This window comes from Bradyrhizobium sp. ORS 285 (assembly GCF_900176205.1).
GTDB lineage: Bacteria > Pseudomonadota > Alphaproteobacteria > Rhizobiales > Xanthobacteraceae > Bradyrhizobium.
Genome location: NZ_LT859959.1, coordinates 2,535,254 through 2,555,577 on the forward strand (window position 1 = coordinate 2,535,254; position 20,324 = coordinate 2,555,577).

Below are 20,324 nucleotides of genomic sequence, written 5' to 3' on the forward strand. Positions count from 1 at the left end.
CCTCACGTCCTTTGAGTTTCAAATTTGCTGCGGTCGCTGACCGACAGCCACAAGAGCAGGGGCCCGGCATCAGGCCGGGCCTTGCAGGAAGGAGAATGCCATGAGCTGGCATGTCATGACGAAGACCGTGACGGTTGCGGATGGGGAGCGGGCGCTGGTCTGGCGTGATGGCCAGCTCGTGCGCGCGCTCGGCCCGGGCCGTCATGCGCTGCTCGATCCGTTGCACCGGCTGGCGGTGCAGCTGTTCGACGTGGTCAAGGCCGAATACCCGGCCGACCGCTACGCCGTGCTGAAGGCGGCGCGGCCCGACCTCGCAACTGAGCTGTTCGCGGCGGTGGAGACCGGCGCGAACGAGATCGCGATCGTGAGCCTCGACGGCCGGCCGGCGCACCTGCTGACGCCTTGGCAGACCCGCGTCTACTGGAAGGTGGCGACGCGGATCGAGGTCGAGCGGGTCGACATCACAGACGACGTGCGCGTGAGCGCGCGGCATCTGGCGATGATCGAGCGCAACCGGCCGGGCATTGTGACCGAGTCCGTGGTCGAGAACCACGAGGCCGGTCTGCTGCACGTCGACGGCAAGCTGGCGGAGCGGCTCGTGCCGGGCCGGCACGCCTTCTGGGCGGTCGGTCGCAAGATCGAGGTCAAGCGCCTCGACCTCAGGCCGACCGCGCTCGAGATCACCGCGCAGGAGATGCTGACCAGGGATCGCATCGCGCTGCGGGTGACCTTGACGGCGTTCCGCCGGATCGTTGATCCGGAGGCGGTGGTGGCGACCACGCCGGACGTGGATGCGTGGCTGTACCGCCTGGTCCAGTTCGCCATCCGCGAAGCGGTGGCGTCACGCACGCTCGACGAGGTGCTGGCGGCAAAGGCCTCGCTCGACGCTGAGCTGCGCGACTACGTGCGCGCGCGGCTCGACGGCTCGGGCGTGGAGGTGACGGAGCTCGGCGTGAAGGACGTGATCCTGCCCGGCGAGATTCGCGACCTCGTCAACAAGGTGGTGGAGGCGGAGCGGCTGGCGAAGGCCAATTTGATCCGTCGCCAGGAGGAGACCGCGGCGACGCGCTCGCTCCTGAACACCGCGAAGTTGATGGAGGAGAACCCGCTGCTGCTGCGGCTCAAGGAGCTGGAGTCGCTGGAGCGCCTGGTCGAGAAGGTCGGCCGCATCGACCTGCATGCCGGTGAGGGTGCGGGCTTGGATGCGCTGCTGACAAAGCTGGTGCGGCTGAAGACGCCGGATGCGGCGTGAGCTGCCGCGCAGCCTCGTCGTTGATAGGAAAGGCCGCCCACGGGCGGCCTTTTGCTTGTTAGTATCAAGCCGCATGGACGGTGCGTAGGGTGGGCAAAGCGGCGCCACCGGCGGCGCGTGCCCACCATCGGGCGCAGATTGCGCGGCAAGACGGTGGGCACGGCGCCTTCGCGACCTCGAACGTGGAGACAGCATGGCTGCGCCTTTGCCCACCCTACGGCTCATCAGTATGACGTTCCGAGTGATGAGGAGCCACACGACGATAAATTCGCGCGATCCTCTCGCGCCGTCACTTTACAAATCCAAAAACACCCTGTATCTGCACGCGCCAACTTACATGCGGATGATCCGCAGCGAGAGATCCATGTCGTATCCGACCCCACGCCACATCAAGGACAGCGCGCTGCCGCAATCGCGGCGCCGTGAGCTGGTCCTGCGCGTGCCGGCGGTCTCCGCAGCCAATGCGCTAGCTGCCAATATCAGACTGATAGCCTAACGCGGCAGCGGGATCGTCCCTCTGCCATCCCGGCCAGAGCGACGATCGTCCCGAGACTGGGCTCCCCGAGCGGGGCCCCCTCAACTCAGATCCACCTCCTGGCCTGCATCAACCGCTAGCGCGAGCATACGCGCGAGCGTCGATCGCGGAGGCGCCGTAAGGGTGCTCCGTGTCCTGCATGCGACTAAGGAGAGGAGGATCCGATGCGAGCCGATCCCTACAAAGACCGTGCGCGAGAGCTGGCGATCGAGGCCGGGCTCGATCCGGATGCGCGGATCGAACGGCCGGGGCAGCGCTCGATGCCGTTGTGGTGCACGTTCCGCGACGCCGCGCGCAAGGAGCAGCTCGCGCGCGAGGCCGAGGCGCTGGCCGATACGGTGGCGAGCCGGCCGCAGGCGGCGCAGTACCAGAACAGCCCGCTGAAGGTGTTCGGGACGCATGAGGACGCAACGATTGCGCAGATGCGCAACTGCATGAGCGTGGGAAACGCCGTGGCCGGCGTGATCTGCGCCGACGGCCATCTCGGCTATGCCCAGCCGGTCGGCGGCGTGATCGCCTATGAGAAGCAGATCAGCATCTCCGGCGTCGGCTTCGACATCGGCTGCGGCAACATGGCGGTGCGGCTCGACACGCCGTTCAGCGCAATCGAGGACAAGGTCGGTGCGATCATCAAGGACGTGTCGAAGGTGATCTCGTTCGGTGTCGGCCGCAAGAACGCCGAGCGCGTTGAGCATGAGCTGTTCGACGATGCTGATGCCTGGCGGGAGTCGGACATGGGCGAGTACCGGCAGAAGGCGGTCGGGCAGCTCGGCACGGTCGGGTCGGGCAACCACTATGTCGATTTGATGCGCGACGAGGCCGGCTTCGTCTGGATCGGCGTGCATTTCGGCAGCCGTGGTCTCGGCCACACCTCGGCGACGCGCTACCTCAAGGCGGCCGGCGGCAAGGACGGCATGAACGTGCCGCCCGCCGTCGTCGACGAGGACTCGGAGGTCGGGCAGCGCTACATCGCCGCGATGCAGCTCGCCGGGCGCTATGCCTATGCGGGCCGCGAGTGGGTGGTGGAGCGCGTGCGCCAGATCATCGGCGGCGCGGTCACCGACAGCGTGCACAACCACCACAACTACGCCTGGCGTGAGACCCACGACGGGCGCGATCTGTGGGTGGTGCGCAAGGGCGCCACGCCGGCCTTTCCGGGCCAGCGCGGCTTCGTCGGCGGCTCGATGGGCGACGACGCCGTCATCATCGAGGGCGTCGAGTCGGAGGAGGCCAAGGCCTCTTTGTACTCGACGGTGCACGGCGCCGGGCGAATGTTCGGACGTCGCGAGGCCAAGCGTCGCTTCACGCGCGCCGAGATGGACGCCTGGCTGCAGAGCCGCGGCGTCACCCTGATCGGCGCCGACCTCGACGAGAGCCCGATGGCCTATCGGCGTCTGCCCGAGGTGCTCGCCGAGCACGCCGGCTCGGTGAAGGTCGTGCATACGCTGCGGCCGTTCGCCGTGGTGATGGCCGGCGAGGGCGAGTTCGATCCGTTCAAGGATTGAGCGAACGTAGCCCGCATGAGCGCAAGCGACATGCGGGTTCACATGTGCAGCACGTGAGAGCCCGATGTCACATCCGCTCGCGCCCTGGCGGGCGCGGTCGGATACTCATCCGGGCGACGCGGCTGCGACCGTTTTCAGAGAGGAGGTCATCATGACCGAGCTCACCTGGCACGCCGACAATATCGAGACGATCGCGAACTTCCTCTCGGCTACGGAGTGCGAGGATTATATCCGCCTGGGCGAGCAAGCGGGCTTCGAGGAAGCGACACTATTTGCACCGCGCAGTGTTAAGGACCACCGCAACAACGATCGCGTCATCCTCGATGACGCCGAGCGGGCGCAAAGCCTCTATGCACGTCTCGCCGGTCATCTCGCGCCGTCGTTCCAGCATCGCTGGCAGTCCGTCGGGCTGAACGAGCGACTGCGGCTGTATCGCTACGACGTCGGCCAAAAGTTCGATTGGCATCGCGACGGCCATTTCGCGCGCGACAATGGCGAGCGCAGCCTGTTCACCTTCCTGATCTATCTCAACGATGATTTCGAAGGTGGTGCGACGTCATTTTGCGACGACAGCGGCTTGATGCCCGATGGGCCGCTGCGCATCACGCCTGAAAAGGGCATGGCGCTGCTGTTCCATCACCCGATCATGCATCGGGGCGATCGGGTGACGCGCGGGCGCAAATACGTGCTTCGGGCAGACGTGATGTACCGGCGAACGAGGTGAGAGGCCAACCTCTCTCCTCGTCATTCCGGGGCAGCCGCGCCTGAGCCCGGAATCCATACGTCCGAGCGGGAATGTGGCGAAGACGAGTGCCACTTGCACCTCGCACCACACGGACCTCGTGAGTATGGATTCCGGGCTCTCGCTGCGCGAGGCCCGGAATGACGGCTGAGAGAGCATGAGGCATGAACGCAATTCGTGGCTCCGGCTACAAACGCTCTATCTGAGTACGAGAACCGCCATGATCGACGGAAACACTCTGATCGCCCGGGGCTTCAGTACGATGGCGAAAGAAGCGCTGATCACGGCCCGCAGATGATTGCATGCGGCGCGCGGTTCGGTCATCCTTGCGGCGCGATCGCAAGGGGGACATCGCGACGAGTTTGGATGCGGGAGAGATCAGGCCGAAGCGGGAGCCGTGGTGGGCGATCCTCGGCATCTTCATCGCCGGTTTCGCGGCGCTGTGCCTGCTGATGGCGTCGCCGATGCTGATCCGCAGTTTCCTGTATCAGCCGTTCAATGCGCCGTCCGGCTCGATGATGCCGACCATCCTGGTCGGCGACTACTTCTTCGTGTCGAAATATCCCTATGGCTACAGCCGTTTCACCTGGCCATTGTCGTGGCCGACCGGCCTGCCGCCGTCAGCTCGCATCTTCGGAGCGACACCGGCACGTGGCGACGTGGTCGCGTTCGTTCTGCCCAAGGACAATGCCACCGTCTACATCAAGCGCGTCGTCGGCCTGCCCGGCGATCGCGTCCAGATGAAGGGCGGGGTGCTCTACATCAACGACGCGGCCGTACCGCGCGAGCGGTTGGAGGATCTGATCGGAACGGAGGCCTGTGGCGGTGGTGCCAACGTGCACGTCAAGCGCTGGCGCGAGACGCTGCCGGACGGCGCGAGCTACGAGACGCTGGATTGTGTCGACAACGGCTTCCTCGACAATACCAGCGTCCATGTCGTCCAGGAGGGCAAGCTGTACTTGATCGGCGACAATCGCGACAATTCCACCGACAGCCGTGTGCTCAATGTGATCGGGGATGTGCCGATCGAGAACGTCATCGGGCGCGCAGCGATGATCTATTTCTCGCTCGCCGCCGGCGGCAAGAACCAGTCCGGCGGCTTTCGCTTCGGGCGGATCGGGACCGTGATCCGCTAAAGCGCGATGAGATCAGGATGAATCGTCATCGCGCTTTAGGTTATTGTTTGCGCATGATCTTTTCGGAAAACCGCTGCGCACTTTTCCGGATCATGCTTTAGGCGAGCGCCGCGGCGTCGCGCGCGATGATCGCGAAGCGATCTGACAGCTCAGCCAGCGCGACCTCGTGGATCAAGGCGGCCGGCAAGGTGCCGCCCTTGCCGTCGGGCAGGTCACGCGTCGCGCAGCTCCCGGCATCGATGGTGACGCGCCACCCGAGATCGAGCGCCGCACGTGCGGTCGACGACACGCACATGTGGGTCATGAAGCCCGCGAGCACGAGGTTCTTGCGGCCGGCCGCCGTGAGCTGCGCCTGCAGATCGGTGCCCGCGAAGGCGTTCGGAAGCGTCTTCTCGATCACGGCTTCGCCGGCCAGCGGCTTCACGGCCTCGACGATGGCGCCGCGCGGCGCGGTCCGATCGAACAGGCTGCCGTCCTTGCCGCGATGGGCGACGTGGATGATCACGGCTCCGGCGGCCCGCGCCCGCGTCAGCAGGCGGGCGGCCTGCGCGATCGCCGCTTCCGCGCCGGGCAACGCCAGCGGGCCGTCACGATATTCGTTCTGGATGTCGATCAGCACCAGGCTGCACTCGGCGAGCGCGGGAAGGCTGAGGTCGGCGCCGGAAAGCTCCAGCAAGGTCTTGGGCGTCGGCATGGCGGTCAATGCTCCATCGTGAGATCGCGTCAGACTAGCCGGCCGAATGCCTGCGGCAATGCAGGAGTATGCAGCCACCGGCTGCGGATTTGCAGGCAGGGCGGCTGCCGTGGTACGCCGGAGGATGAACTGGGACGATCTGCGGATCATCGCGGCGGTGCGCGACTCCGGGAGCTATGCCGGAGCGGGCAAGCGGCTGCGCATCGACGAGACGACGGTTGGCCGGCGGCTTGCGCGGATCGAGGCCGCACTCGGCGTAAGGCTGTTCGAGGCGGTCGACGGCGTGCGCCGGCCGACGGCGGCCTGCGAGACGGTGCTGGCGCATGTCGAGGCGATGGCGCAGCACGCCGCCGACATCACCCGCATCGGAGCCGCGCAGGCCGGGGTGAGTGGCCGCTTCCGCATCGCCGCCACGCCTGCGGTCGCCGAGACCATCCTAGCGCCGCGGCTTTCGCCGATTTTGACCGCGCATCCCGGCTTGCGGCTGCAGCTTCTCACCGCGAGCCACAATGTCAGCTTCTCGCGCTGGCAGGCCGATTTCGCGATCCGGCTGCGCAAGCCGGAGAAGGGCGATTTCACCATCACGCGCCTCGGCAGTCTCAGCCTCTATCTGATCGAGCCGGCAGGCGCCGCGCCGAGCTTCGTCTGCGGCTACCCCGATGAGCTCGATTCGATTCCCGAGCAGCAGGCCCTGAAACAGCGTAAGCTCATCGAGGCCGCGCGCTGCGTCACCGACAATGTGCGCGTGATGTCGGAGGTACTGCGCAGCGGACAGGCGGCAGCCGTGCTCCCTGAACATGCGTGCCGCGATCTCTTCGACGATGCGTCGCTGCGCGTGACGCAATTGCCAAGACGCCGCGACGTCTGGCTACTGGTGCAGACGCATCTGAAGCGCGATCCGGCTGCACGCGTGGTGATCGATTGGCTGCGCGATTGCTTTGCCGACCACGGATTTCGGGATCAGTAGGGTGGGCAAAGGCGCTGCCGTGCTGTCTCCACAGACGAGACCGCGGCGGCGCCGTGCCCACCATCGGCAGCGAACTCATCAGCAAGACGGTGGGCACGGCGCGCAACCGCGTGCCACGAACGCAACGCGTGCCAGGCGCCTTTGCCCACCCTACACGCCGAACCGAAACAAAAAGGGCGCAGCCTGCGCTGCGCCCTTCGTGTGTCTTCGCTCAGGAAGCCGGACTTAGAAGTCCATGCCGCCCATGCCGCCGCCCGGGGGCATCGCGGGGCCGCCGGCGTTCTTCTTCGGCAGCTCGGCGACCATCGCCTCGGTGGTGATCAGGAGGCTCGCCACGGAGGCGGCGTTCTGGATCGCGGTGCGCACGACCTTGGTCGGGTCGATGATGCCCTTGGACACCATGTTCACGTAGTCGCCGGACTGCGAGTCGAAGCCGTAGGCATACTGCTCCTTCTCGAGGATCTTGCCGACGATGACCGAGCCGTCCTCGCCCGCGTTGATGGCGATCTGGCGGGCCGGAGCGGAGAGTGCCTTGCGGACGATCTCGACGCCGGTCTTCTGGTCCTCGTTCTTGGTGCGGACGCCCTTGAGCTGCTCGGAGGCACGGAGCAGGGCGACGCCGCCGCCCGGCAGGATGCCTTCCTCGACAGCCGCGCGGGTCGCATGCATCGCGTCGTCCACGCGATCCTTGCGCTCCTTCACCTCGACTTCGGTCGCGCCGCCAACGCGGATCACCGCGACGCCGCCGGCGAGCTTGGCCAGACGCTCCTGCAGCTTCTCACGGTCGTAGTCCGAGGTGGTCTCCTCGATCTGCGCCTTGATCTGCGCCACGCGCGCCTCGATGTCGGCCTTCTTGCCGGCGCCGTTGACGATCGTGGTGTTCTCCTTGTCGATCATCACCTTCTTGGCGCGGCCGAGCATGGAGAGGTTGACGTTCTCGAGCTTGATGCCGAGGTCTTCCGAGATCGCCTGGCCGCCGGTCAGGATCGCGATGTCCTGCAGCATGGCCTTGCGGCGGTCACCGAAGCCCGGCGCCTTGACGGCAGCGACCTTCAGGCCGCCACGCAGACGGTTGACGACCAGCGTGGCCAGAGCCTCGCCCTCGACGTCCTCGGCGACGATGACCAGCGGCTTGCCGGTCTGCACCACGGCCTCGAGCAGCGGCAGCAGTTCGTTCAGCGACGACAGCTTCTTCTCGTTGATGAGGATGTAGGCGTCGTCCATCTCAACGCGCATCTTGTCGGCGTTGGTGACGAAGTAGGGCGAGATGTAGCCGCGATCGAACTGCATGCCCTCGACGACGTCGAGCTCGGTCTCGAGCGACTTGGCTTCCTCGACCGTGATCACGCCCTCGTTGCCGACCTTCTTCATGGCGTCGGCGAGGAACTTGCCGATCTCGGAGTCGCCGTTGGCGGAGATGGTGCCGACCTGGGCGATCTCGTCGTTCGACGTGACCTTCTTGGAGTTCTTGACGAGATCGGCGACGACCGCCTCGACCGCGAGGTCGATGCCGCGCTTCAGATCCATCGGGTTCATGCCGGCGGCAACCGCCTTGGCGCCCTCGCGCACGATGGCCTGGGCCAGCACGGTCGCGGTGGTGGTGCCGTCGCCGGCCGCGTCAGCGGACTTCGAGGCGACTTCGCGCACCATCTGCGCACCCATGTTCTCGAACTTGTCGTCGAGCTCGATCTCCTTGGCGACGGTGACGCCGTCCTTGGTGATGCGCGGCGCGCCGAACGACTTGTCGAGGACGACGTTGCGGCCCTTCGGACCGAGCGTGACCTTCACGGCATTGGCGAGAATGTCCACGCCGCGCAGCATGCGGTCGCGGGCTTCGACGCCGAACTTTACGTCTTTCGCTGACATATTGGGTTTCCCTGAGTTTGATCGAGATCCTCGTCCTGAGGAGCCCGCGCTTCGCGGGCGTCTCGAAGGACGAGATGAGGAGGTGGTCGGGGCCTCATCCTTCGAGACGCCGGCTGCGCCGGCTCCTCAGGATGAGGATCAGCAGCGCTTAAGCGGCCTTCTTCTTGGCGCCGGCGTCGGTGATGACGCCCATGATGTCGCTTTCCTTCATGATCAAGAGCTCCTGGCCGTCGATCTTGACCTCGGTGCCCGACCACTTGCCGAACAGCACGCGATCACCGACCTGGACGTCGAGCGGGACCAGCTTGCCGCTCTCGTCGCGAGCGCCGGGGCCCACCGCGATCACTTCGCCCTGCGAGGGCTTTTCCTTGGCCGAGTCGGGAATGATGATGCCGCCAGCGGTCTTCTCTTCGGCGTCGATGCGCTTGACCACGACGCGGTCGTGAAGCGGACGGAAAGCCATACAGTCCTCCTAAGCAATTGAAGCGATTGTCAGTTTCTGGAGATTTGGCAGTCGGTGCCGGCGAGTGCCAGCACGCGGGCTGGATTTAGGGGAGAGTTTCCAGCCGGGCAAGGCCTTGTAGCAGAAAAATTAGCAGTCAGCTGCGCCCTCTGCCAAAGCGTTCCGATAGCGTTAACACGGCCGGAACGAAACGCGAAACACCGTATTAGCACCCGGGCTAAGTCGCTGCTAATGCAGCATTTTTCAACAACCCGTTAAACATTTAGACTTGAGATGGGTTGAGGACATGCGTCACATTTCTTTTGCAGTGAGCGCATCTTTCCCGGGTGGCTCCATCCCGGTTGGCCACACGGACATGCGCTCCAGAAACGGAGGTTGGCATGGTGTCGAGGGGTGAGGTTTCCGAGGACTTTCGGAAACAGGTGCTGGGCTATGGGCTGACGACCGCGCGCATCCTGTACCGGATGCCGGATCATCCCTCACTGCTGCAGACCTATGTCTGGCAGAACTACGACCTGTTTCCGAAATTTCCCGCGCTGCAGGACTTCCTTGCGTTCTGGCAGGAGAGGCTGGAGGGGCCGCTGTTTGCAGTCACCGTCGCCCACTCCAAGCTGATCAAGCCAGCCGAGCTGCGCGCCGTGGATGGTGTGTTCCGGCTGCACTGACCGGATATCTCTGGCCTCGTCACCTGTCGTCAGGGTAGCCCATCGGCCCGCCGAAGCGAGGCTCGGCGGGTGGCCGTGGCTGGAGTTTTCGCGGCGCACGGCTTATGTTTAAGGCTGCTGTTAGGACGATCGAGATGCGCAAGCGAGCCGTAGATCTGTCATTGGCCGAGCTGGCGGCGATGGGGGCCAATGCCGCCCTGGAGGCCGCCCAGAAGGCCTACAAAGCCGGCCTTACCGTGACTGGCGTCGTCGACGTTCGGGATGGCGACCGTCTGGTGCCCGTGCTGGCCGAACGGCGTCCGTCCGGAGCCGTCTCGGCCGTCGGCGCGGCGACAGTCGAGCGTGAGCCGGAGGCTGACGACTCGATGTCTCGTCATCCGGATCTCGGGAAGTTCGCGGGTTGAGCGAGCCGCCCTTCCTGTTGGTGCTCGCCGGGCCGAACGGATCAGGGAAGAGCACGCTGACCGACTATCTGATCAAGGCAGGTCTCGATTTTGGCTTCTACATCAATCCGGATGTGATCGCTGCAGCGCTCCTGACTCCGGAGCCACGCCGTTCCAAGGAGGCGCAGCAGATCGCTGATCACCATCGCGCGCGCTGCCTCGATGCCCGGCTCGACTTCAGCTTCGAGACTGTGATGTCTCACCCGAGCAAAGTTGAGTTCATGGTCCAGGCCGTGGATGCCGGATATGAGGTTACGCTCTACTTCGTCTGTACCTCCGATCCCGATATCAACGTCCGCCGGGTCGAGAACCGCGTCAGTCTTGGCGGACATGCGGTGCCCCGCGACAGAATTGTCGCGCGCTATTGGCGATCACTGAACCTGTTGTGCCATGCAGCGCTCGTTGCCAATCGCACCGTGCTGTTCGACAACAGCGCCCTGGTGGGCTACCGCGCCAACGTCCTGTTGCCTCAGCCGCTTAACGGCCTGAGGCCCGTCGGCGAGATGACGGGGAATGGCCGGGACTACGCGATCTCGGTCGGCGCAAACCCGCCGGACTGGGTGATCGACTTTCTCTTGAGGCCCATCGAAGAGCTGGCTCGAAGTCCCGACAGCGGGATCACTTTGAAGGTCGAGCGCAAGCACGAACCATTGGCTTAGCATGACGATTCAGCTGCGTGTTCCGGCTGCACCGGGCTGAGATCACCGCATCCGCCCCAACGCCGGTGTCATTCCGGGCTCGTGCTGCTCATGCCCCGGGGGATGACGAGCTGTTGCGGAGGCGCTGCTGGGCTTCTCCAATCTGTGCTACGCTTGCGATGAGGACTCGCAGGGAGAGCGCCATGGCCAGCAAGAGCCGCACGACCACATCAGCATCACGCGCCGCCGCCAAGGCCGCGGCGCTGAAGACCAGTAAGAGCAGCAAGGCGGTTGCGAAGACGTCCGCCAAGACCAGCGGAAAGACTATCGCCAAGACGCCTAGTAAGACGTCTGCCAAGCCGGGCAGGGCGGCCGCGCCATCCGCGCGCAAGGCGCTGGTCAGCAAGGGCCGGCCATCGTCCGCGCCACGCCGGCCGAAGCAGAAGGTCGCGATCAGCCACCTGAACGAGGCGGACTTCAAGCCAGACGGCCTGCGCGCCTATGCGCATTATCGCGATCTCGGCATCGCCGCCGCCACGCATGGCCTCGCCCGCGCGCATGTCATTCGCATGCTGCCGCCGTGCAATCCGCAGGAGGTGTCAAAGCTGCACACCCATGCCGTCGACTTCCAGATGGTCTACGTGCTCAAGGGCTGGGTGAAGAGCTATCTCGAAGGCGTCGGCGAGACCTTGATGAAGGAGGGCAGCTGCTGGACGCAGCCGCCGAAGATCCGGCACATGATCCTCGACTACTCGGATGACGTCGAGCTGCTCGAGGTGATCCTGCCGGCCGACTTCAAAACCGTCGAACTTACGACCTAAAGCCGACAGAAACGGATGGAAACATGTCGCGCGCGATGGACGGCGGCCGTCGCGCGTGTGTGTTGACGTCCAGTCCCGCGTGATCGGGACGGATGGGCCGGCGACGGATGCGCAAGAGCCGCGTTCGGCGCGGGCTTGTGTAAGGCGTATCCGTCCCGTTGCCGTCCTTCGTCGTTCGATACGCCCCCACGGCTAGCCACGCGCCACGCATGCATGCGCCCGCGCAGCCCGGTGCCGGCGCGTCCGTAGCGTCAGCTCCCGCGCATCGCGAGGACATCGACTGGCTGCGCGCGATCGCGGTGCTCGCCGTCATCGGCTTCCATTTCGAGGCGCCGGCCATCTTCGGCGGCTTCGTCGGCGTCGACATCTTCTTCGTCATCTCCGGCTATCTGATCACCGGGATTATCGCCGCCGAGATGGCCAAGGGGCAGTTCTCGTTTGCCGGCTTCTATGAACGGCGCGTGCGGCGGCTGCTGCCGGCGCTCTATGTCATGGTGGCGTTTGCGGCGATCCCGGCATCCTGGGACATGCTGAGCTCCGAGCGCGCCGAGCTGTTCCGCTCGGCCATGGCCGTCGTCACCTTCACCTCGAACATCTTCTTCTGGCAGCAGTCCGGCTATTTCGATCACGCCGCGGTGGAGAAGCCGCTGCTGCACACCTGGTCGCTCGCGGTCGAAGAGCAGCTCTATCTCGTGCTGCCCGTCGTGATCTGGGGTGTGTTGCGGATCGCGCGTGGCCGCCGGCTGGCGCTGCCGGTCACGCTGCTGCTCGCGGCCGGCTCGTTCGCGCTTGGCCTCATGCTGATGCGAGGAGGGGCATCCGCGGGTGCCTTCTTCCTCAGCCCGCCGCGCGCCTGGGAATTCCTGCTCGGCAGCCTCGTCGCCGTCTCGGGCCTGCCGGCTCCGCGGGCTGGCCTGGTCCAGCGCTCGGCGCGCGTGGTGTCGCTGCTGCTGATGGCGATCCCGATCCTGTCGCTGCGTCCGGGGCCGGGCTTTCCCGGCGTGAACGCCCTCGCGCCGTGCGTCGGCGCTGCGTTGTTCCTGTGGAGCGGCGTCGGTGTCGCCAACGTGCCGCGCAGCCTGCTGTCGCCGCTCAGTGTGGCCGCGTTCATCGGCCGGATCTCCTATTCGCTCTATCTGTGGCATTGGCCGCTGTTTGTCTTTGCGCGCTTCGCCAAGCCCGGTCTGGCACTCGATGGCTGGGAGCGGGCGGTCCTGTTCGGACTGACGGTCGCCTTGGCCACGCTGTCCTGGCGCTTCATCGAGCAGCCGTTTCGGAAGCGCCAGCTCGCTACGACGCCGCGCGCGGCGTTCGGCCTCGCCGCACTCGCGAGCATCGTGCTGCTTGCCGGCAGCGCGACGGGCCTGCTGCGCGCCGGCGCCACCTCGGACGCGGACCGCACAGCCCAGCACCTCGATTCCTATAACGGTTACGACATGAAGCCGGTCTATCGTTACGGCAGCTGCTTCACGACGTCGGACGGACGCGTGCCGGAGGATTGCCTGCGGCCTGTGACCGGCAAGACCAATGTCCTGCTGTGGGGCGATAGCTTCGCGGCGCATTACTATCACGGCCTCAGGACTCATCTCGATCCGAACGCCGTCAACATCATGCAGGCGACGCAGCCGACCTGCATGCCGACCTTCAGCGCGGAGACGCAGGGCGTCCCGGCCTGCCGCGCGCTCGCCGCGCAGATGCGCGACTATCTCGCCGCGAACCGGCCCGATCTCGTCGTGATGTCGGCGGACTGGCTCGAGGACGCGCGCCCGCCGCGCTTCGCCGGCATGGTTCGCGATCTCCGCCTGACCTTGGCTCGCCTGAGCGAGGCCGGCATTCCGGTGGTGCTGCTCGGTCCCGCCGTGCAATTCCGGGCCCGGCTGCCCTCCATGCTGGCCCGCGCCACCTTGCGCGGCGTGACGCCGGATCCCGCGGCCTTCGTGCGCTCTGACATCTTCGCGTTGGACCAGGCGATGCAAGCCGCGCTGCCGAGCGCCGAAGGGCTGTCCTACGTCTCGATCCTGTCCGCCGCCTGCTTGCAGCGTAGCTGCCCACTGATGGCGGGCGACGTCCCGTTGTCGTTCGACCATGCGCATCTGACGGCCGAGGGTTCTGTGCATCTGATGAGCAAGGTCGCGCCGCTGATCCTACCGCGCGCGATGCTATCAGGCTCAGTTCAGCAGCCCGACGATCGCGCCCATCAGGCAGGTGGTGAGCGTGCCCGAGACGATTGACTTCAGCCCGAGCGCATTGATCTCGTCGCGCCGGGTCGGCGCCATGGTGCCGAGGCCGCCGATCATGATGCCGAGGCTGGCGAAGTTGGCGAAGCCGCAGAGCGCGTAAAGCATGATCAGCCGCGCGCGCGGGTCGAGCGCCGTGGCGTCGAGCTTGGACAACTCGACATAGGCGATCAGCTCGTTGAGCACCGTCTTAGTGCCCATCAGGCTGCCGGCGGTGACGGCCTCCGGCCAGGGCAGCCCCATCAGCCAGCATACAGGTGCCATGACCAGGCCGAGCAGGCGCTGCAGCGAGATCGCGGCGCCGCCGACCGCCGGCAGCAGTGACAGGATGGCGTTGGCGAGATGCACCAGCGCGACCAGCACCAGCAGCAGCGCGACGATGTTCATCAGGAGCTCGAGCCCGGCGCTGGTGCCCTTGACGATGGCGTCCATCGTCGAGGACGCCTGCATGTCGGGATCACCCAGCGCGCCGCCGGTGAGCTGCTTGGAGGTCTCGGGCACCATGATCAGGCTGATCAGGATCGATGCCGGCGCGCCGAGCACGGAGGCGATGACGAAATGCGCGGCGGCGTCGGGTATGAGCGGCGCAAGCAGCGTGGCGTAGAGCACCAGCACGGTGCCGGCGATGCCGGCCATGCCGCCGGTCATCACCAGGAACAACTCGCTGCGCGTCATCTGCGCGAGGTAGGGGCGAATGAACAGCGGTGCCTCGACCATGCCGAGGAAGACATTGGCGGCGGTGGAGAGGCCGACGGCGCCGCCGACGCCAAGGGTGCGCTCCAGCAGCCAGGCGAGCCCGCGCACCAGCGGCGGGAGCACGCGCCAATAGAACAACAGCGTGGTCAGCACGCTCATCACCAGCACGATCGGCAAGGCCTGGAAGGCCAGCACGAAATCGGCGCCGGGCGCCTTGAGGTCGAAGGGCAGGGTGCCGCCGCCGACATAGCCGAACACGAAGGAGGTGCCGGCACGCGACGCTGAGGCGATCGCGCCGACCGCGTCGTTGATGGCGCCGAAGGCCCGGGCGACCGTGGGCACCTTGAGCAGCACGAGCGCGGTGAGCAGCGTCACCACCAGGCCCAGCCCTGCCTGCTTCAGCGACACCGCGCGCCGGTTCTCGCCGAGCGCCCAGGCGATCGCGAGCAGCGCCACGATCCCGAACGCCGATTGCAGCTGCAGCATCAGATCCCCCGAACCCCCGTGTCATTATGAGCTGACGGAACAGCCCCGCGCAATGCCATGCGGCCATGCCCGGAGCTGCGATTGACAAGCGGATGAGCCTGCGTCACGCAGGGCGCCATCATGTCGACCACCGCCCCGATCGGCGCGCAGGATCTCCTGAAGCAAGCCGCATTCCTGTTCTTCCTGTCGTCACGCAGCCTGTCGCGCTTCGCGAGCCAGATCGCCGCGGTGGCGATCGGCTGGCAGATCTACGATCTCACCGGGCGCGCCTTCGATCTCGGCATGGTCGGGCTGATCCAGTTTCTGCCGACGGCGCTGCTGGTGTTCGTGGCCGGCAGCGCCGCCGACCGCTATCGGCGCAAGCGCGTGGTGCAGCTCTGCCAGCTCGTCGAGGCGATCACGGCGCTGTATCTGTGCTGGGGCGCGTATGCCGGCCAACTCGGCGAATTGCAACTGTTCGCGGCCGTGTTCGTGCTCGGTATTGCCGGCGCGTTCGAGAGTCCGGCGACGGCGGCGCTGCTGCCGCTGATCGCGCCGTCAGGCACGCTGCAGCGGGCCAGCGCGCTCTCGAGCGGCGCCGCGCAGCTTGCGACCATCGCCGGCCCCGCGATCGGCGGCTTCGCCTATGCGGTGGCGCCCGGGCTGCCCTACGGCATCATGATGCTGTTCTGGATCGGCGGCATGGCGCTGACCGGCCTGATGCAGGTGCCGGATGACGTACCGGCCGAGCGGCGCGACGGCAGCAATGCCGATCTGTTCGCCGGCGTCCGCTTCATCCGTGCCAACCCGGCGATCCTCGGCACCATCTCGCTCGACCTGTTCGCGGTGCTGCTCGGCGGCGTCACCGCGCTGCTGCCGATCTATGCGCGCGACATTCTTCAGACCGGACCGTTCGGGCTCGGCGTGCTGCGCGCGGCACCTGCGGTCGGCGCGCTGGCGATGACGGCGGTGCTGGCGCGCTACACCATCCGTCGGCGCGTCGGCCTGCGCATGTTCCAGGCGGTGATCGTGTTCGGTGCGGCAACTGTCGTATTCGCAGTCTCTCAGGTGATGTGGATCTCGGTCGCCGCGCTCGCGATCCTCGGCGCGGCGGACACGATCAGCGTCGTGATCCGCTTCTCGCTGGTGCAACTCGCGACGCCCAATGAGATGCGCGGCCGCGTCGGCGCGGTCAATTTCCTCTTCATCAACGCCTCCAACCAGCTCGGCCAGTTCGAGAGCGGCGTCACCGCCGCGCTGTTCGGTGCGATGCCTTCCGCCATTCTCGGCGGCCTCGGCACCATCGCGATCGCGCTGGCGTGGATGAAGCTGTTTCCCGAACTGCGGAAGGTGGAGCGGCTGGAGTAGGCGCGGGCTCCTCGATCGGGCGTGTTCCCGGATGAGCCTCAGTGGAACAGCCTGAGGTTCGATGACGTAGAGTTTGCAACTGGACGAAGCGAAGCTCCGATGGTAGCTCGATCATCATGGGACAAGCCGATAGGCCTGTCTTATGGGGTGGGGGACGTTTCCATGGGTGGATCTTCGATGCCGTCGGCGGACGTTGCGCCGGCGCGGCAGATGCCGACGCGTGTCGCGCGAGATCGGCTGTTGCAGCTTCCGGGCCTTCTGATGCTGTTGCTGCTCGCGGGATGCGCCAGCGCAGCAGCGCCTTCGCCTCAGGCCGACGCCGGGCAACCGGCTGCGCCGACGAACGACCTGTCCAAGCGGGACTCGCGCGCCGTGGCAGCGTCGACAGCGGCAGATCCCTCATTGCCACGGCGGCGTGAAGCCATTGCGCGGGCTCTGGAGGAGCATCTGGGCTACCGCACCTGGTTGGACGATGGTGCGCCGCGCCTGTCCGAGGCGAAGTTCTCCGGACCATTCGAGTATGGCGGCGGTCCATTCGAGTCCAAGCGCATCACGATCTACTGCGTGTCGGCCAAGCTCGAGCTGCCGCTCATCCCGACGACACGGGTCACCGTGGTGCATTTCGAGCCGGGCGAAGGTGGCCGGGAAAAGATGGAGTTTGTCGTGGCGATGAACCACACTCCAAAAGGGTGCATGCTCGCCAAGTACGAGCCGTTTCCCGAGCTCGAGCGGGCGCGCGAACAGCGGCGGCAGAAGCTGGGGAAGCCCGCTTAGCCTGCCGCGATGCGCGCGTCGAGTTGCACGGTTCGGGCCGGCGCGAACAACTGCCAGCCGAGATAGATCGCAAAGGCCGGGGCAATCAGGCCCGGGCCGGGCACCTGGATGTTGCCGAACAGAAGCTGCAGCGCCGGGAGCCAGAACGCCAGTTGCGCGAACCTGCGGCCCGCATTGTCCAAGGCCCCGGTCGCGATCAGCGCCACGGCCGCGCAGGTCAGCGGCAGCACGTCGTAGATCCCCATGTAGGGCGAGGCGGAGATCGTGCAGGCCAGGAAGAAGGCCCGGAGCACGGCCGGATCGGCATCGCGACGATAGCGGAAGACCGCGAACACGCCCGCCGCAGCACTCAGTGCTGCGATGGTCTGGATCGCCTCCGCCAGGCGATCGCCAAGAAGTCCCCGGAAGTTCATGAACACGGAGGCGTGGAACGGCACGGCAATGCCGCGGGGATCGCGCAGCACCTCCGTCATGGTCGGAAGCCCCTTGGCGATGTAGTCGCTCCAGGCGTGCAGCCCGCCGATGCCGACGCTGCCGGCAAACAGGACGAGCGCAGTGAGCGTCGCATAGCCGATCACGCGCCACTGGCCGGACGCGACGAGCATCACCGGGAATAGCAGGCCGAGCTGCGGCTTCACCGTGAGCAGGCCGATCAGGAGGCCGGTCAGCGCAGGCCGCTGCGCGGGCGAGGCGAGCGCGCCGAACAACAAAGCGGTGGTCAGGAACGAGCTCTGGCCCGACAGCAGGCACATCATGGCGGCCGGCGAGATCGCAACGATCAGCAGCGCCCGCCGGTCGGGAAACGCCCGCCGGCAGCCATAGTAGAAGGCGAGCAGGCCGAGCGCGAGCCAGCAGGCGAGCGCCGGCAGATAGGGCAGCAGCCCGAACGGCGCCATCACCACCAACGCGTTGGGCGGGTTGGGCACGTTCTGGCCGGGATAGTCAGGCCCGAGAAATGCCGACAGCGCATCGTTGTAGACAGCGACATCGTAGAAGCGCGACGGGTCGGGCGTGAACGCCGCCCGCCCATACATCCAGAAATTGAGGAAGTCGCGACCGACGACCAAGGTCGTGGCGTCGCGGGGGAACGGCTGAAACCATTGCGCCGTACAGACATAGGCGAGGAGGGTCAGCGCGAACATGATCGCGCCCGGCCACAACAGGCTTTGCAGCATCGCGCGATCGGCCTCATCCGGGGCCGAGGGAGCGAGGCGGGCGAGCCATTGCCTGATGTCGCTGAGTGAACGAGGGGAGCGCGTCGAATGTCGCATCGCGTATCCGGTTCGTGCCGCTGCGGGTGCAGCCTCCCGGACAGGTAGAAAAATCGGATTAAAATACCATTGAGGTAGGAGAGGAAATTGATCTGCGCGTGCGGATCGCGCAGCCCGGGTCATCGTGCCAGCCCGGGCTGCGAGGGTCCGAGGGGCTAGCCGCGGCCGACGAACGGCATCTTGGTCGCCATCACGGTGATGAACAGGACGTTGGCGCTGAGCGGCAGGCCGGACATGTAGACGACGGCGTCGGCGACGGCCTTCACGTCCATGCGCGGCTCCGGCATCATGCGGCCGTCCGGCTGCAGCACGCCGCCGACCATGCGCTCGGTCATCGGCGTCTCGGCGTTGCCGATGTCGATCTGGCCGACCGCGATGTCATAGGCACGGCCATCGAGGTTCGAGGCCTTTGTCAGGCCGGTGATGGCGTGCTTGGTGGAGGTGTAGGGCGAGGACAACGGCCGCGGTGCATGCGCCGAGATCGAGCCGTTGTTGATGATGCGGCCGCCGCGCGGATTCTGGTCCTTCATGATGCGGAAGGCGTGCTGCGTGCACAGAAACGGGGCGGTGAGGTTGGTGGCCACCACCGACTGCCACTGCTCCATGGTGAGATCTTCGAACGGCACCGGCGGCGCGCCCATGCCGGCATTGTTGAAGAGGACGTCGAGCCGGCCATAGGTTGTCTTCACGGTATCGAACAGCGCCGCGATCGAGGCGGGGTCCATCATGTCGGCCGAGACAGGGAGGCTCATGCCGGCGGGCCCGAGCTTGGCCGTTTCCTCCAGCATCTCCTTGCGGCGGCCGGCGAGAACGACGGTGAAGCCTGCGTTCATCAGCGCCAGCGATGTGGCGCGGCCAACGCCGGTGCCTGCGCCCGTCACCAGCGCGATCTTGTTTGCTTCAGCCATGTTTCCTCACCTTTTCACGTTTTGCAGTTTTGAGCGGTGTGAAGCGTCAGTGCTTCACCTCGCTCTGAGTTTTATAGGGCGGCCGTGGGATGTTGTTATGCGCCGCGCGCAGGGCCGCCGACCAGCGCGAGCGGAGGTCGTGGAAATAGGGCTCGCCGGCCTCGATGCGATGATTGAGGTCGGCCTCGCACGCGTCAGCGCGCACCACGAGCACGTCGATCGGCAGGCCGACGCCGAGATTGGAGCGCATCGTCGAATCCATCGAGATCAGACCCGTCTTGAGCGCCTCGTAGAGCTCGACGTCGTAATGCATCGCGCGGTCGAGCACCGGCTTGCCGTATTTGTGCTCGCCGATCTGCAAATAGGGCGTGTCGGTGGTGCATTCGATGAAGTTGCCGGCGGTGTAGACCATGAACAGCCGCATCCGCGAGCCCCGGATCTGGCCGCCGAACAGGAAGGACACGTCGAACGAGATGTCCTCGGCCTTCAGCGCCGGGCCCTCGGTCGCATGCACCATGCGGATCGCCTTGCCGATGCGCTGCGCCGCCTGGAACATGGTCGGCGCGTTCATCAGCGTCTCAACCTCGCCGGTCTCCGGGTCTTCCATGCCCTCGGTCAGGGTCGACAGCACGGATTGGCTGATGGCGAGATTGCCGGCGCTGGCGACGGCCACGATGCGCTCGCCGGGATTGGAGAAGATGTGCAGCTTGCGGAAGGTCGAGACGTTGTCGAGACCGGCATTGGTCCGGGTGTCCGCGATCATGACGAGCCCGTCACGCACCAGAATTCCGCAGCAATAGGTCATCGTCTTCCCCTCGAGCCAGAGCGCGAATTAGTAGCGAAAATCGGTGGCGCGTCCAACCCTGACGACATGGCTG

The 20,324-nt window shown here is 66.1% G+C and carries 20 protein-coding genes; 13 read left to right on the forward strand and 7 right to left on the reverse strand.

Annotated features, from left to right (window positions below):
• The first annotated feature begins 100 nt into the window (after positions 1-100).
• The 5 genes from BRAD285_RS11485 to lepB all read left to right on the forward strand — a co-directional run bounded on the left by BRAD285_RS11485 (position 101) and on the right by lepB (position 5,170).
• Entirely contained in the window at positions 101-1,252 is a 1,152-nt protein-coding gene (locus BRAD285_RS11485) for a slipin family protein (protein ID WP_006612120.1), read from the forward strand.
• 364 nt (positions 1,253-1,616) lie between these two features.
• Complete coding sequence (locus tag BRAD285_RS36505; protein WP_256387678.1) at positions 1,617-1,748, forward strand: hypothetical protein; 132 nt, start codon at positions 1,617-1,619, stop codon at positions 1,746-1,748.
• 203 nt (positions 1,749-1,951) lie between these two features.
• Complete coding sequence (locus BRAD285_RS11490; protein WP_006612119.1) at positions 1,952-3,292, forward strand: RtcB family protein; 1,341 nt, start codon at positions 1,952-1,954, stop codon at positions 3,290-3,292.
• 151 nt (positions 3,293-3,443) lie between these two features.
• The gene (locus BRAD285_RS11495) at positions 3,444-4,016 is read left to right on the forward strand and encodes a 2OG-Fe(II) oxygenase (protein WP_006612118.1); all 573 of its coding nucleotides are present in this window, start codon (positions 3,444-3,446) and stop codon (positions 4,014-4,016) included.
• Between the two features lie 320 nt (positions 4,017-4,336).
• Positions 4,337-5,170 carry a signal peptidase I gene (lepB, locus tag BRAD285_RS11500; RefSeq protein ID WP_006612117.1) on the forward strand — a complete coding sequence of 278 codons (834 nt, stop codon included), beginning with the start codon at positions 4,337-4,339 and terminating at the stop codon, positions 5,168-5,170.
• A 97-nt stretch (positions 5,171-5,267) separates the two neighbouring features.
• On the opposite strand, the gene BRAD285_RS11505 is transcribed toward lepB, so the two are convergent.
• The gene (locus tag BRAD285_RS11505) at positions 5,268-5,864 is read right to left on the reverse strand and encodes a cysteine hydrolase family protein (RefSeq protein ID WP_006612116.1); all 597 of its coding nucleotides are present in this window, start codon (positions 5,862-5,864) and stop codon (positions 5,268-5,270) included.
• A 124-nt stretch (positions 5,865-5,988) separates the two neighbouring features.
• On the opposite strand from BRAD285_RS11505, the gene BRAD285_RS11510 reads away from it, so the two are divergent.
• Positions 5,989-6,831 (forward strand): LysR family transcriptional regulator, encoded by an 843-nt coding sequence (locus BRAD285_RS11510; RefSeq protein ID WP_006612115.1) that lies wholly within the window; start codon positions 5,989-5,991, stop codon positions 6,829-6,831.
• A 225-nt stretch (positions 6,832-7,056) separates the two neighbouring features.
• Here BRAD285_RS11510 and groL read toward each other — a convergent pair whose 3' ends face one another.
• Together groL and groES are read right to left on the reverse strand one after the other, a co-directional pair.
• Entirely contained in the window at positions 7,057-8,697 is a 1,641-nt protein-coding gene (gene groL, locus BRAD285_RS11515; protein WP_006612114.1) for a chaperonin GroEL, read from the reverse strand.
• Positions 8,698-8,845: 148 nt separating this feature from the next.
• Positions 8,846-9,160, reverse strand: coding sequence for a co-chaperone GroES (groES, locus tag BRAD285_RS11520; RefSeq protein ID WP_006612113.1), 315 nt, complete (start codon positions 9,158-9,160; stop codon positions 8,846-8,848).
• A 380-nt stretch (positions 9,161-9,540) separates the two neighbouring features.
• Between groES and BRAD285_RS11525 the strand changes: the two genes are divergently transcribed.
• From BRAD285_RS11525 to BRAD285_RS11545, 5 genes are all read left to right on the forward strand, one after another.
• On the forward strand, positions 9,541-9,825 hold the full coding sequence (locus BRAD285_RS11525) for an usg protein (protein ID WP_006612112.1): 285 nt from the start codon (positions 9,541-9,543) through the stop codon (positions 9,823-9,825).
• Positions 9,826-9,959: 134 nt separating this feature from the next.
• Positions 9,960-10,229 (forward strand): hypothetical protein, encoded by a 270-nt coding sequence (locus BRAD285_RS11530; protein ID WP_006612111.1) that lies wholly within the window; start codon positions 9,960-9,962, stop codon positions 10,227-10,229.
• Positions 10,226-10,927, forward strand: a complete 702-nt coding sequence (locus BRAD285_RS11535; protein WP_006612110.1) for a zeta toxin family protein — start codon at positions 10,226-10,228, stop codon at positions 10,925-10,927. The genes BRAD285_RS11530 and BRAD285_RS11535 overlap by 4 nt, the downstream gene beginning before the upstream one ends.
• A 182-nt stretch (positions 10,928-11,109) precedes the next feature.
• Positions 11,110-11,727 carry a cupin domain-containing protein gene (locus BRAD285_RS11540; RefSeq protein WP_006612109.1) on the forward strand — a complete coding sequence of 206 codons (618 nt, stop codon included), beginning with the start codon at positions 11,110-11,112 and terminating at the stop codon, positions 11,725-11,727.
• A gap of 209 nt (positions 11,728-11,936) precedes the next feature.
• Positions 11,937-13,958, forward strand: a complete 2,022-nt coding sequence (locus tag BRAD285_RS11545; protein ID WP_083846387.1) for an acyltransferase family protein — start codon at positions 11,937-11,939, stop codon at positions 13,956-13,958.
• Here BRAD285_RS11545 and BRAD285_RS11550 read toward each other — a convergent pair.
• Positions 13,896-15,146, reverse strand: a complete 1,251-nt coding sequence (locus tag BRAD285_RS11550) for a NupC/NupG family nucleoside CNT transporter (RefSeq protein WP_006612107.1) — start codon at positions 15,144-15,146, stop codon at positions 13,896-13,898. The genes BRAD285_RS11545 and BRAD285_RS11550 overlap by 63 nt on opposite strands.
• Before the next feature lie 120 nt (positions 15,147-15,266).
• Here BRAD285_RS11550 and BRAD285_RS11555 point away from each other — a divergent pair, with 120 nt between their 5' ends.
• Together BRAD285_RS11555 and BRAD285_RS11560 are read left to right on the forward strand one after the other, a co-directional pair.
• Positions 15,267-16,493, forward strand: coding sequence for an MFS transporter (locus BRAD285_RS11555; RefSeq protein WP_006612106.1), 1,227 nt, complete (start codon positions 15,267-15,269; stop codon positions 16,491-16,493).
• Positions 16,494-16,670: 177 nt separating this feature from the next.
• Positions 16,671-17,267, forward strand: a complete 597-nt coding sequence (locus tag BRAD285_RS11560; RefSeq protein ID WP_035646496.1) for a hypothetical protein — start codon at positions 16,671-16,673, stop codon at positions 17,265-17,267.
• Here BRAD285_RS11560 and BRAD285_RS11565 read toward each other — a convergent pair.
• The 3 genes from BRAD285_RS11565 to BRAD285_RS11575 all read right to left on the reverse strand — a co-directional run bounded on the left by BRAD285_RS11565 (position 17,264) and on the right by BRAD285_RS11575 (position 20,251).
• Entirely contained in the window at positions 17,264-18,538 is a 1,275-nt protein-coding gene (locus tag BRAD285_RS11565) for a glycosyltransferase family 87 protein (RefSeq protein WP_139020630.1), read from the reverse strand. The genes BRAD285_RS11560 and BRAD285_RS11565 overlap by 4 nt on opposite strands.
• Positions 18,539-18,693: 155 nt before the next feature.
• Positions 18,694-19,446: an SDR family oxidoreductase gene (locus BRAD285_RS11570; protein WP_006612103.1), complete on the reverse strand. Its 753-nt coding sequence runs from the start codon at positions 19,444-19,446 to the stop codon at positions 18,694-18,696.
• Positions 19,447-19,492: 46 nt separating this feature from the next.
• Positions 19,493-20,251, reverse strand: a complete 759-nt coding sequence (locus tag BRAD285_RS11575) for a peptidase (RefSeq protein WP_006612102.1) — start codon at positions 20,249-20,251, stop codon at positions 19,493-19,495.
• Positions 20,252-20,324: the final 73 nt, after the last annotated feature.